Origin of the sequence: uncultured Parasphingopyxis sp. (assembly GCF_937129435.1) — a bacterium.
In the GTDB taxonomy this organism is placed as follows: domain Bacteria; phylum Pseudomonadota; class Alphaproteobacteria; order Sphingomonadales; family Sphingomonadaceae; genus Parasphingopyxis.
On the sequence record NZ_CAKZNF010000010.1, the window covers coordinates 1 to 12,557 of the forward strand.

The 12,557-nt window shown below is 64.8% G+C and carries 13 protein-coding genes and 1 tRNA gene; 5 read left to right on the top strand and 9 right to left on the bottom strand.

Annotated features, from left to right (window positions below):
• The first annotated feature begins 317 nt into the window (after positions 1 to 317).
• From Q0139_RS02390 to Q0139_RS02405, 4 genes are read left to right on the top strand one after another with little or no spacing between them, the layout of a single operon-like run.
• Positions 318 to 584 carry a DUF3489 domain-containing protein gene (locus Q0139_RS02390; RefSeq protein WP_298016768.1) on the top strand — a complete coding sequence of 89 codons (267 nt, stop codon included), beginning with the start codon at positions 318 to 320 and terminating at the stop codon, positions 582 to 584.
• Positions 584 to 1,030, top strand: a complete 447-nt coding sequence (locus Q0139_RS02395) for a DUF2924 domain-containing protein (protein WP_298016770.1) — start codon at positions 584 to 586, stop codon at positions 1,028 to 1,030. Before Q0139_RS02390 ends, Q0139_RS02395 begins: the two co-directional genes overlap by 1 nt.
• Positions 1,011 to 2,303: a recombinase family protein gene (locus Q0139_RS02400; protein ID WP_298016773.1), complete on the top strand. Its 1,293-nt coding sequence runs from the start codon at positions 1,011 to 1,013 to the stop codon at positions 2,301 to 2,303. Before Q0139_RS02395 ends, Q0139_RS02400 begins: the two co-directional genes overlap by 20 nt.
• Complete coding sequence (locus Q0139_RS02405) at positions 2,210 to 2,692, top strand: hypothetical protein (RefSeq protein WP_298016775.1); 483 nt, start codon at positions 2,210 to 2,212, stop codon at positions 2,690 to 2,692. Before Q0139_RS02400 ends, Q0139_RS02405 begins: the two co-directional genes overlap by 94 nt.
• 93 nt (positions 2,693 to 2,785) lie before the next feature.
• Here the strand turns inward: Q0139_RS02405 and Q0139_RS02410 are convergent.
• The 7 genes from Q0139_RS02410 to infA form a co-directional block, all read right to left on the bottom strand.
• Positions 2,786 to 2,861: transfer RNA gene (locus tag Q0139_RS02410), tRNA-Phe, on the bottom strand.
• Positions 2,862 to 2,902: 41 nt separating this feature from the next.
• Positions 2,903 to 3,094: a DNA gyrase inhibitor YacG gene (locus Q0139_RS02415; protein WP_298016777.1), complete on the bottom strand. Its 192-nt coding sequence runs from the start codon at positions 3,092 to 3,094 to the stop codon at positions 2,903 to 2,905.
• A gap of 181 nt (positions 3,095 to 3,275) precedes the next feature.
• Positions 3,276 to 4,340, bottom strand: a complete 1,065-nt coding sequence (locus Q0139_RS02420; RefSeq protein ID WP_298016778.1) for a phosphotransferase — start codon at positions 4,338 to 4,340, stop codon at positions 3,276 to 3,278.
• On the bottom strand, positions 4,337 to 5,437 hold the full coding sequence (locus tag Q0139_RS02425) for a hypothetical protein (RefSeq protein WP_298016780.1): 1,101 nt from the start codon (positions 5,435 to 5,437) through the stop codon (positions 4,337 to 4,339). Before Q0139_RS02425 ends, Q0139_RS02420 begins: the two co-directional genes overlap by 4 nt.
• A 57-nt stretch (positions 5,438 to 5,494) precedes the next feature.
• Positions 5,495 to 6,490, bottom strand: coding sequence for a ribonuclease (locus Q0139_RS02430; protein WP_298016782.1), 996 nt, complete (start codon positions 6,488 to 6,490; stop codon positions 5,495 to 5,497).
• On the bottom strand, positions 6,483 to 7,055 hold the full coding sequence (locus tag Q0139_RS02435) for a nucleoside triphosphate pyrophosphatase (protein ID WP_298016856.1): 573 nt from the start codon (positions 7,053 to 7,055) through the stop codon (positions 6,483 to 6,485). The genes Q0139_RS02430 and Q0139_RS02435 overlap by 8 nt, the downstream gene beginning before the upstream one ends.
• Positions 7,056 to 7,057: 2 nt before the next feature.
• Positions 7,058 to 7,303, bottom strand: coding sequence for a translation initiation factor IF-1 (gene infA / locus Q0139_RS02440; protein WP_298016784.1), 246 nt, complete (start codon positions 7,301 to 7,303; stop codon positions 7,058 to 7,060).
• A gap of 246 nt (positions 7,304 to 7,549) precedes the next feature.
• Here infA and Q0139_RS02445 point away from each other — a divergent pair, with 246 nt between their 5' ends.
• The gene (locus Q0139_RS02445) at positions 7,550 to 10,249 is read left to right on the top strand and encodes a hypothetical protein (protein ID WP_298016786.1); all 2,700 of its coding nucleotides are present in this window, start codon (positions 7,550 to 7,552) and stop codon (positions 10,247 to 10,249) included.
• A 192-nt stretch (positions 10,250 to 10,441) separates the two neighbouring features.
• Here the strand turns inward: Q0139_RS02445 and Q0139_RS02450 are convergent, their stop codons facing one another.
• A complete protein-coding gene (locus tag Q0139_RS02450) occupies positions 10,442 to 11,296 on the bottom strand; it encodes a transcriptional regulator (RefSeq protein WP_298016787.1) in 855 nt (284 codons plus the stop codon).
• Positions 11,289 to 12,512: a GNAT family N-acetyltransferase gene (locus Q0139_RS02455; protein ID WP_298016790.1), complete on the bottom strand. Its 1,224-nt coding sequence runs from the start codon at positions 12,510 to 12,512 to the stop codon at positions 11,289 to 11,291. The genes Q0139_RS02450 and Q0139_RS02455 overlap by 8 nt, the downstream gene beginning before the upstream one ends.
• Positions 12,513 to 12,557: the final 45 nt, after the last annotated feature.

Genomic DNA, 12,557 nt, shown 5'->3' on the forward strand with positions numbered 1-12,557 from the left:
CGCGCGCTTGTCGGCGGCGACGAGAACAGCATCGCCGGCTCCGTCACCATCGGATGGGAGTTCTGATCCCGCCGGTCGGCAGTCCTGAGCGTCCGTTTTCGGGAACACCATTCGGTCTACCGAATGACCGACATGGGGCGCGGAGCCGACATCATTGATGACGCCTGACAATGAGACTGGACTTCCAACGCCGACCAAGCGTTGGTCGTGCTGCTGGTGACGAGCGCGATCGAGTCCGAGCAGCCCCGCAACCGAACCGGGGCTTTGGGTCGTGGGAGCAGGTGCAGTGTGCACTTGCCCGCACAGGAGACCCAATCATGACCACGGATACGACCGCACCGAACCAGACCGTCGCTGCCGAGCCGGCCAAAGCCGAACGCAAGTCCGACACCGTCACCCGTTTGCTGAACCGCAAGGCCGGAGCAACCATCGAGGACATCACGATTGCGACAGGCTGGCAGCCGCATAGCGCCCGTGCATTCATGCCGGGGTTGCGGAAGAAGGGGCACACGATCATTCGCGAGCAGCGAAAGTCCGGTGCATCGGCCTATCGGATTACAAATACGGTCACGGTCGCGTCCTAGTGGCTCCGCTCGATACACGCGTCGCTGGGCTGGCGTCGATGACGCCGGCCCAGCTTCGCGCCGAATGGCGACGAACCTTCCGGCGCGAGACGCCGCCCCACAGCCCCGATCTTCTGGCAAGGGCGATCGCCTGGCGCTGGCAAGCAAAACACTATGGAGATCTGAGCCCGCCTTTGCGGCGCAGGCTTGACCAGATGACAAGCGAGCTCGATGCGACCGGTGACATTGGAGCAGCCGCGCCATCACAATTGGCCATCGGTACGCGGCTCGTGCGCGAATGGAATGGCAAGACCATCAAGGTCCTCGTGACCGACGAGGGATTCCAGTTTGAAGACCGGCACTATCAATCGCTGAGCCAGATCGCCCGTCACCTGACGGGAGCGCATTGGTCGGGGCCGCGCTTCTTCGGACTGGTCAAACGCAAGGTTGCAGCGGCCGCTGATTGAACCGGACGCAAAACTTCGCGAACTGCGATGCGCGATTTACACCCGCAAATCGACTGAAGATGGGCTGGAGCAGGACTTCAACGGCCTGCATGCACAGCGCGAGGCCTGCGAGGCGTACATTGCCAGCCAGCGGCATGAGGGCTGGGCGCTGCATCCCGAACTCTATGACGATGGCGGCTTTTCAGGGGGCAATATGGAACGGCCCGGCCTGGTTCAGCTGCTGGCTGATATTCGCGCTGGCAAAATCCATGTCGTCGTCGTCTACAAGGTCGACCGCCTTATGCGCAGCCTCGCCGACTTCGCCAAGATCGTCGAGATCATGGACGGGGCCGGCGCCAGCTTTGTCAGCGTCACCCAGTCGTTCAACACCACAACCAGCATGGGACGGCTCACCCTTAATGTGCTGCTCTCCTTCGCCCAGTTCGAGCGCGAGGTGACGGGTGAGCGGATCCGCGACAAGATTGCCGCCTCGAAGAAGAAGGGGATGTGGATGGGCGGGACGGTGCCGTTCGGCTACCGGGTCGCGGATCGCAAGCTTCATATCGAACCGGATGAGGCAGTAACTGTCCGGCACATCTTCGCACGCTATCTCGAGCTAGGCTCGGTTCCGGTCCTGGCCGACGAACTCAAGGATGCGGGAGTTCGAACGCGGAGACGTATCTCGCGCAACGGCAATCCCTATGGCGGCGCGATCCTTGGCAGAGGCGCGCTATATGCGATGCTGCAAAACCGGATCTATGCCGGCGACATCGTTCACAAGGGCAAGGCATGGCCGGGCCAACACCAAGCCATCATTGACGATGATCTCTTCGCCAAGGTCCAGGACCGGCTCGCCCGCAACCGCGTGGCACGGAAGCATGGTCATCATGCGAGCGCCCCAAGCCTGCTGACGGGTTTGGTCTATGATGGTTTGTGCAGAAGGATGTCACCTGATCATGCTTGCAAGGGGAAGCGCCGATACCGTTATTACCGGTCGCGACAGGATAGCGATGAGGAGCGAGCCCATCCTGGCGGGTACCGGCGATCGACTTGGAAGAGACTGTGGTCGGGCGGTTGCGCAAGCTCCTTACAGACCACAGTGAGCTGTCGGCAGCCGTTCCAGACGCCAATGCCAGCGAGCTCGAACAGATCTTTGCCGATGCAGCCGATTGGGCTTCAGATCTGGATGGGGATCATCCCGTGCGGCGTGCACGGATCGATGCGCTGGTCGATCGGGTCACCATCGAACAGGATCGGATCGATCTCTCGGTCAAGGTCTCTCCTGACGCGATAGAAGACCCCGTAATTCTGGATTTGAAAATACCGGCACGCGTGGTCAGCAGCGGTAAGCAATCCCGCATCGCCATCCCGCCGGGCGAGGCGCTAGCTAACCGGCATGCTGATCCATCGCTGATCAAGCTGATGGCGACAGCGCATGGTGCAAGGCTGTCGGTTGAGCGCAGCAACGACGATGTGAAAGCCGTCGCTGCGGCCGAAGGTTACGACAAGGACTATTTTGCCAGGCTCGTCCGCCTTGGATATCTCGCGCCGGACATCACTACTGCCATATTGGATGGGCGTCAGCCGGCAACGCTGACCCGCATCCGCCTGGCACGGATGTCGAAACTGCCGCTCGACTGGGCGGAGCAGCGGCGGCTGCTCGGGTTCGAAACGACCCAATAGCGCAACCTGCCAATTTGCATCGCAGGACCGGCCAAATGGTCTCTCCTGCGGTCCGAGACGTGAGCCCAATGCTTTGGGGATTTGGGGAAAGAATGGTGCCCAGGGACAGAATCGAACTGCCGACACTGCGATTTTCAGTCGCATGCTCTACCAACTGAGCTACCTGGGCATTCCGGCAGGTTGGCACGGAAGGCGGCGCTATAGGGCGGTTCAGCGGTCGCTGTCCACCCCGTTTTCTACCCCGACGATGCTTTCCGGATCGACGGGCGGGCCGGGCACGCGATAGCCGTCGCCCAGCCAGTTGAGCAGGTCGCGATCCTTGCAGCCGCGGCTGCAAAAAGGTTCGAATTCCGCAGCCGGGGGTTTGCGGCAGATCGGGCAGGATTGGGCGCGTTTGGGCATGGGCGGGATATGGTGTCAGGTCGCGCAGGTCTCAAGCGGAGTTTTTGTCAGACCTCGCCTTCGGCTCGGCGCGGCACCAGCCCACACCCCCACCCGACCTCCCACTTAGTGCACTCTGGTTGGGAGGTCGGGTGGGGGTGTGGGCTGGCGCCGCGCTTTGGCGCAAGCCAAAGTCTGACAATCACACCAGGCTCAAACTCTCCAGGTCCAGCGCCATCTGCGCGGGCCGTTCGGCCATCGCCGCGAACATGGCGTCGCCGCGTTCGGTTCGCTCGACATGGATCGCGGCGTTGATCGCCATGATGTAGCCGGCGAAGGCGCTGCGGCGATAGGCGTCCCAGAAGGCGTCGGGATCGGCCGGGGCGCCGAGCGCTTCGCGGCGCTGGAGATATTGCGCGATCAGCGGCTTTTCCTGCGCGCGTCTGTCTTCCGGATCGGCGAAGCTGGTGCCGATCAGATAGGCGACGTCGCCCGCGCCATGGCCCATCGAGCAGGTTTGCCAGTCGACGAGGATCGCCAGAGGGAGGTCGTCCTCGCGCGGTGCCGTGAACAGGATATTGTCGAGCCGCATATCGCCATGGGCGATGCATTCGGGCTGCGGCGCGGCATCCATATAGGCGTCGAACCGGGCGACGAGTTCGGCGCCGAGATCGAGCACCTCCTCCGGCAAAAGACCGGTGAAGCGCGGCTGGAACTGTTTGAACAGGCTCGGGAGCGCCTGCCGCATATAGCCGCTATTGCCGGCGCTGTGATGCAGCCATGCAAGGTCGTCGAAGCTGCCGGATTTCGGCCGCCATGCGTGAAGCGCCGCCGCCTCGTGCAGAGCCGCCGCTACCGTCGCCGCATCGGCCCCGGCAAGCTGGTCGCCCTGTTCGGCCGGCGCCATGTCACCGAGCAGCAGCGCGAATTGCGTTTCATCGGCGCCGATTTCGGCATGATAGGGCGGCGGGCAGGAAACGCCGCTGTCCTTCGCGACGTCGCGATACCAGCCGACCTCCATGTCGTAGAGGTGGAAGAGCGCGGCAGCGCCGCGGCTGGTCGCGTCGCGGCTCGGGCATTTGGCGACGAAGGTGGCGGGGTGGCTCTCTTCCTGCCAGTCGCATCGGAAGCGATAGCTGTCGCAGACCTGCCCCGTCCCGACGGGTTCGTGCGTCAGGCCCGCCAGCGAACCGGGTGTCGCATCGAAGACCTGCTCGACCCAGCCCGTCTCGAATTCTTCCGGAGCAACGGGAAAATCGCGGCTCATCGTGCGGGGTCCAGCAGCCCGGTCAGCCCGCTCGCGCCATGCGGGCCCATGAGCAGCTGTTCGAGCACGCCGTGACCGCGATGTTCCTTGCCGTCGATCCTGAGCACGGCCGGGGTGAAGGCCTGGATATGGATGTGCAACGGGTTCGCCCACTCGGCATCGGCCGTGACGATGGTGTCATAAGCGGCCTCCTCGTCGCCATGGTCCATGCCGTGCCCCCATTGCGGGTGCATGTAGCCGAGGCCGGACATATGGAAGACGGGGCCCTGGGGCTCGACGATGATCTCGATATCGCGGTCGTTGCAGAGGAACGCCTGCAGCCGCTCGACGCGCCGCGTGCCGGAGCGGTAGCGGATATCGTAGACCACATCGTCGAACTCTTCCGCCTCGCCGCCACCCGTCGGCGCGATCACCGCGCGGCGGTTCCACGGCACGCCCACGCCATCGTCGTTCGAATGAAAAAAGGTCGCATGATCGGGAAAGTTGAGCGGCGTCCAGAGCCAGTAGAATTGCGGGAGATTGCCGCTGGGCGGTGGCTGGCTGTCGCCCGCGCCGACGGGCCGGATACCCCAGCTGCGGTCGCGCGTGCCGATGTGGCTGTCGAGCGAAACCGTGTGCTCGGTGCCGTCGACGGTGATGGTGCCGGACCAGCCGCCATTCTGCGTCATCCGCGTATAGTCCATGAACATGCGCGGGCCGTTGCGGCGGATGAAGCGTGGCTCCTCGATCGCGTCGTGGCGCGCGGTGAAGATCACATCGGCGGCGATCGGCGCATCGGCATCGGCGACGACGATCCGCAGCGATTTGAGCGGTTCGACGATCTCGACCCGGATCGGCCCGGCGTGCAGATCGAGCCGCTCCGACCCCAGCCGCCGCGAGGCACGGACATTGTGCTGTACCCCGTCCACCAGCACGCAGAAGCTGGCGTCGATTACATCGAGATGCGGATAAATCCCCATGGCTGCGGCGAAGAACAGGCTGCCGTCGGCACTATAGCCGTTGAAGAAATAGCGGTCGTAGAAATTCCGGTCGCTGCCCGAATAGGCCATCGGCTCGGGCGTCTGGTGCAGCGGATAATCGTCGCCTTTTGTTAGCATCGCTCTCTCCCTCTCGCGGTCGAGACTGGCACAGCGGCGGGAGCGATTGAAGCGAATTCAGGGCGTTTCGGCGTGCACCGTGCCTCCGGCCATCGATAGCGCGGGGTCGATTTCGAGCGTCACGGGTGCGCCGATGCGGCGGGCGAGTGTGTCGATCCAGTCCGCTCGCTCTTCGAGCATCGCGAAGATTCTCGGATGCGCGCGGATGGTGCGCGGCCCGCTTCCCTTTGTGCGTTCGGCGCGCCTCAGCAGTGCCCGGGCGTGGCTCGCGGGCGCGTCATATTGGAAGCGTTCGGCAAGCGACGGGCCGGCGCGTTTGCGGACCACCTGCATCAGCCCGAACCCGTTGACCGCCGTGCGCTCGAAGGGGAGGGGCAGGCTGGCGTCGAAGGCCTCGGCCGCCGCCTGCCGCTCGCCCTTGGCGTCGAGCGTCGGTAGGTCGATGGCGATCGACCCCTGAATATCGAGCCGTCGGATCGTCTGCGAGGCCGCCCTGGCGCCCTCCCGCGCGAGCTCGGCGGGCGGCATCACGCCGTCCACGTCAATCACGATCATGGCGGGGGTCAGCGATATGCGCAGCGCGCCGCCGGGGAAGGGGACGGCGCCGCTCGCCGCCTGTTCGAGCAGTTCGGACCAGCCTGCCCCTTCGAGCCGGTCGGGCTCATGCGCGGCCAGCGTGACAATCGGATGATTACCGGGGAGCCTTTCGGCCAACGGTTTCGCGGATCGCGGCCCATCGGCACGGGGCGCATGGCGCAGCTTGGCCAGCTTTGGGCGGCCCGGTTCGGGGATCGGCGCGCGAACGACCTCGAAGAGGCCCGTCGCGCCCTCGGTCAGTCCAGCGGGCAGGGGTTCGACGATCGCTTCAGCGCCATCGGTAAGCTCGAGCCGGCCAGCGCGTTTGCCGGCGATTTGTTCGACGAGCTTCGCCTCGACAATGCTGCCCGCGATCGGCTCGCCATTGGGTTCGATATGCGCCTCGAGAATCGTGTCGCCGTCGACCAGCGCGGCGCGCGTTTCACCGATCCCGTTTTCGACGATCCACTCAGCCAAGGTCGTATCCCGCGCTCTCGAGCAGCGCGCGGGTTTCGAACAGCGGCAGGCCGATCACCCCCGAATGGCTGCCCGAGAGGAATCTCACCCAGGCTTCGGCGCAACCCTGGATGGCATAGCCGCCCGCCTTGCCCTCCCATTCGCCGGTCGAAAGATAGGTTTCGATCTCCTGTCGGCTCAACGGCTTGAATGCGACAATGGTCGATGACAGCCGATGGCGCGCGGAGCCTTCGCTATCGATCACGGTGACGGCGGAATAAACGCGGTGGCGGCGTCCGGAGAGCAGGTTCAAACATCGCTCCGCTTCGTCCGCCGTCTCGGCCTTGGGCAGGATGCGCCGTCCCGCCGCCACCACGGTATCCGCGCCGAGGACGATATTACCGGGATGCCGCGCGCAAACCGCCTCGGCCTTTTCCCTCGCCATGCGCACGGCATAGTGGCGCGGCAGTTCGCCACGTGCGGGGCTTTCGTCGATATGGGCAGGATCGACCTGATCGGGTTCGGCCCCGATCCGCTGCAGCAGCTGCAATCGCCGCGGCGAGGCCGATGCGAGTATCAGTTTCAGCGTCAGGAGGGGCCGGGTCCGCCGCGGCCGGGCATGTAGCGATAGGTGATGCGGCCCTTGGTCAGATCGTAAGGCGTCATTTCGACGAGCACTTCGTCGCCGACGAGCACGCGGATGCGGTTCTTGCGCATCTTGCCGGCCGTGTGACCCAGGATCTCGTGATCGTTTTCGAGTTTCACACGGAACATCGCGTTCGGCAGCAGTTCCACCACCGTTCCGCGCATTTCGAGAAGTTCTTCTTTCGCCATAATCGCCTATATAGTGCCGGAAATCCGCCGCGCCATAGCGGCAAGCCGCTGCGAAGGGAAGGGCCGGGATGAGTGTCCGGCAAGGCGGTCCGTTAGACTGGCGCGACGCAGGGCACAGTTTTGCGACAAATCGATGCGAAACCGAATGGCGGTGACGGCGTTGGGAGTGAAACGCGCCGCATCGGTAAGTCCGTGGGGTGCAACCGACCGGCTGTTGTCGGCAGTGATGAGAAAGTTCCGTTGTCGATGCCCCGCACCGTTGTCCGCAAACGCTTCGCCGCGCTTGCCCTTTCGAGTACAGCCCTTGCCGCGCTCGCTATCCCGCATGGCGCGATGGCGCAGGAAACGCCTGCAGCCGATGAGCCGCCTGCGGGCACGGAATCCGAAGTCGTCGGCAATGTCATCGTCGTAACGGCGGCGCCGCGCCGCGGCGAGGTGATCGGCGATATTCCGCCAGAGACCGAGCTCGATGCCGCCGACATTGCGAGCTATGGCGCGTCGTCCGTGGAGGATCTGCTGACCGCCATTTCACCCCAGACGGGTTCGGCGCGCGGCCGGGGCAGCGGTGGACGGCCGATCATCCTGCTCAACGGCCAGCGTATCTCCGGCTTTCGCGAACTGCGCGACCTACCGCCAGAAGCGATCGAGCGGGTGCAGGTGTTCCCGGAGGAGCTGGCGCTTCGCTACGGCTATCGGCCCGACCAGCGCGTCGTGAACTTCATCCTGCGAGAAAATTTCGCGTCCTTCGTCGGCGAGGTCGAGCATGGCCGGTCGACCCAGGGCGGCTTTAATGCGAGCGAAATCGAGGCGACGCTGACGCGGATCGGCCAGAACGGGCGCCTCAATATCGACGTCGAATATGAACCCGGATCGGCGCTGTTTGAAAGCGAGCGCGGCATCGTCCAGTCGCGCATCGACGAGCCGGGTTTCGTCGATAATGGCGAATTCCGCACGCTGATCGGCGAAACCGATTCGTTCGAGGTCAATGCCAGCTACAACCGCCAGTTGGGCGGAACGACCTCGGCGACGCTGAGCGGCGAGGTCTCGCGCACCGACACGACATCGCGGCTCGGATTGCCGGGGACGTCGCTGACGATTCCCGCTTCAAGCCCCTTTGCGCGGGTGGCGGGCGACGAGACGATCTACCGTTACCTTCCGGCCGTCGGCGGGACGCTCAACCGCTTTTCGGATTCGCTCGACGCCGAGGCGGGGCTGTCCGTCAACGGCCAGTTCGATGAGTGGCGCTGGTCGCTGACCGGAAATTACAGCCGCAGCGAGAGCGATACGGCGACCGACCGGTCCGACCTGTCGACGCTCGTCACCCGCATCGCGGCGGGCGATCCGAGCCTCGATCCGTTCGCGCGCGATCTGGGCCTTGGGCTCGGCTTCACCGTCGATCGCTCGCACAGCGTCAGCCAGAATGCCGATGCCAATGCGACGATCGCCGGAAGCCCGCTGGCGATGCCCGCCGGCCCGGTGACGGTCAGCGCGACGAGCGGCTTCGAATGGCGCGCCATCGACAGCGAGGCCGAGCGTTCGGGTGTGATCTCCGTCGCCGATCTCAGCCGCGAGCGGCTGTTCGCGCGGGCCAATGTCGATATCCCCATCGCCAGCCGCAGCAACCTCGTGCTCGGCTTTCTCGGTGACCTCTCGATCAACGGCAATATCGGCTATGCCGATCTCAGCGATTTCGGCGGCCTGGTCGAATATGGCTATGGCCTCAACTGGGAGCCGCTCGACGGGCTGTCGATCCTCGCGAGCGTGATCGGCGAGGAGGCGGCCCCGAGCGTGCAGCAGCTCGGCGATCCCCTCATCGTCACGCCCAATGTCAGCGTATTCGACTTCACGACGGGGCAGAGCGTGTTGATCGACCGGACGACCGGCGGCAATCCGAACCTCGCCGCCGAAGAGCGGCGCGATTTCAAGCTCGGCGTCAATTATCGCTTCGGCGACAATCCGGAAGTCCGCCTGTCGGGCGAATATGTCCGCAACCGCAGCGAGAACGTCACCGCGTCCTTCCCGCTGCTGACGCCCGAAATCGAAGCGGCTTTCCCCGATCGGGTGACGCGCGATGCCTTCGGCAACCTGCTCGCTGTCGATGCGCGGCCCGTGACCTTCTCGGAGGTGCGGAGCGAGCGCATCCGCTACGGCATCAACCTGTCGGGCCGGATCGGTTCGGACGATGACGAGGAGGAAGGCGGCTGGCGCGGACGGCGGGGCGGAGGCGGCGAAGGACGAGGCCGGCGTGGCAGAGGGCAGGGCGCTTCGGATGCGCCGTCATCGGACGAGACGCCGGCTTCCGCAGGCACACCGTCACCCGATGGCGAGGCGCAACCGGAAGGCGCGGCCCCGCAGGGCGAGCAAGCCAATCGCGGCGAAGGACCGCCGCGCGGCGAGGGCCGCCGTGGCGGTGGGCGCAGCCCGATGGGTTTCATGCGCGGCGGCCGTGGCGGTGGCGGAGGAGGCCGGTGGCAGCTCTCGCTCTATCACACCTACAGGCTCGACGAGACGGTGCTGATCCGGCCCGGCGTTCCCGAGCTCAACCTGCTCGACGGGTCGGTCACCAGCGGTTCCTCGCCCACGGCGCGGCACTCTGTGGAGCTGGAAGGAGGTATGTTCCTCGGCGGGATCGGTTTCCGGCTGTCGGGCGAATATAGTGGGGCGGCAAGGATCGACGGCAGCGGCCTGCCGGGATCGAGCGACCTGTTCTTCGACGATATCGTGACGTTCAACCTGCGCGCCTTCTTCAGCTTCGACAGCCGGCCGGGCATCGTCGAGGACATTCCTTTCCTCGCGGGGAGCCGGCTGGCGTTGCGCGTCGACAATATCTTCGGCGGCGTCCAGCGGATTACCGACCAGAATGGCGATGTGCCGCTCGCCTACCAGCCCGGCTTCGTCGATCCGCGCGGGCGCTATGTGGAGTTGAGCTTCCGGAAGAGGTTCTGATGTTCCTCTCCCCTTGAGGGAGAGGATAGGAAGCCTTGGCGACGCAGGAGCCTAGGCGCAGTTGGAGAGGGGAAGCGGCGCCATGCGCCGCGCGCTCGCCTTGCGAGCTCCTACCCCTCACCCAGCTACGACTAGGCAGCAAGCTGCCAAGTCTGCGCAACCCTCTTCCTCAAGGGGAGAGGGATACACCTACTATTTCCCCACCACCCGGCGGGCCTTGTCGATCGTGCGCCAGGCCAGCGACTTCGCATGGTTCTGATGCGGAAAACGTTTCGGGGACTTCGGTTCGATGCCCATGCGGCGGACGAGTTCGTTCCACTGCCGCGCATACATTTCGCGATAGGCCCATTCGCTCTGCCAGGTGATCGAGAGCGAAACCGACGCCTCCGGCCCGTTGCGGACGAAATGGGGCGCCTTGACCGGAACATAGACCGCCTTGCCCGGCGTCAGTTCGAATGCCGAACCGCGCGACGCAAAATCGTCGCGCCAGGCGAGGTTGCGATGGCCGCCATTGTGGAAGGCTTCATGTGCGGCGCCGGGCGCGAGTTCGTCGTCGTCCGCCGGGAAGACGGTCATCGTCTTGCTGCCTTTCAGTTGCAGCAGGATATTGTGTTCCGGATCCATGTGGAACGGGGTCATCGCGCCGGGCGAGGAGACGAAGACGAAGCCTTCGAGTTTCAGCATCTCGCCGGTGACATCGCGCACGGCCGGTTCGATCTCGGCCAGCGTTTCGTGCAGCAGCGCCTTGTAGGCGGCGTTCTGTTCGATGAACTTCAGCACCATCCAGCTGCCATTGGTCTCGATCGTCTTCAGCGTCTCGACGATCCCCAGCCCGTTCGCCTCGACCGCGTCGGGATCGATGCCGACGGGAAGGTCGGCGCGGTTATATTCGACATCGACCTCGCGCATCGACAGCGCCAGTTCGGCAAGCGCATCGAAGCCGAGCATCGGATGGTCGCGCATGCCATGATCGAGCAGCGCCGGCGCCTCGGGATAGGCGCGGCGCAGCGCGGCGAGCGCCGGAGCGGCGAAAACCGGTTCAGTCATTTCCCTTTTCCCGTAGCGATCGGACGAAGCCCTTGGCCCTGGCGGCGGCGTTTTCGGTCGCGCGGCAGGCGTTGAAGATCATTCGGTTGCGGCGGCCGCCCAGCGGGACGGTAATGAGGACGATCGAACGCCGTTCGTGCCAGAGGCTGTTGATCATCGGATGATCTTCCGACGCGCAGCTATCCATCCAGTCGATGTCGTCGCGTTCGAGCACGCGCAGATTATACTGTTCGATCAGGACGCCGGGCGAATAGCGGGCATAGTCCTCGTCGAACGCGATCTTGAACGAAAAGCCGCCCGGCGCGGCGAAGAAATTGACGAGCATCGCGATCGGCTTGCCGTCGAGATCGAGCCGATGGAAATCGAGCTTCCCCTCGCGATGGGCGCCGGTGCAGATGTCGGTGAAGAATGCCGTCAAGGCGTCGTCGCAGCCCAGCGCCGAGGCCGCATCGCCCTTCCAGCCGCGCGCTTCGAGTTCGAGAAAATCGCTTACCCAGCCCGCGCAATCCTCGTCGCGTGCCAGCGTGCGGAATTCGAGGCTTCCCAGCTCGGACAGCCGGTTGGCTTGGCGCCGCAATTCCTTGCGCTTCTTTCCACGCACGGCCTCGGCCCAATAGTTCTCCGGTGTAAGGTCCGAGCGCAAAAGCGCGCGTTCATAGCGTTTGACGATGTCGCAGCGGCGCCCTGCCGCGCGCAGCCCTTCAAGCACCGGACCGCCTTCGACCAGCCCGTTGAAATGCGCGAGGCCCGTCGCCCAGCCGCATTCGTCGAGTGCCGAAAACAGCGCGTGCCAGAAGGCCGCTTCCAGCCCGGCGCGGATCAGGGGCGTGCCCAGAAAGGCGTTGGCGTGCTGCCAGTTCTGGACGTTGCGGATCGGGATGCGGCCGTAATTGGGTTTGACGGTCAGCGGCATCAGTCCGACCAGCAGTCCGTCCGGGGAGGTAACGACGGCGAGCCGCACGTCCTCGGTCACCGCCAGATGGGCGAGCGAGGGTTCGAGGAACCACCGTTCGGCAAAGGCATTGGGTTCGGCGGCGTGATCGGCCAGCACCGACCATTGGTTGGCGATATCGCGGGGCAGCGCGCCGGGCTCGAAAAAGCGGCAGAGCGGCGTACCGATTTCGTCCGTCCGATCGGCCGTGCCGACGCGCAGGGACGCACGGTTCGGACTTGCCGACCGTGCAGCCTGTTCGATCACCGCTTCTCTGGGATGCATTCCGCCCGCCCTCGTCATTGGTTACGCAAAGCTTTACGCCGCGAT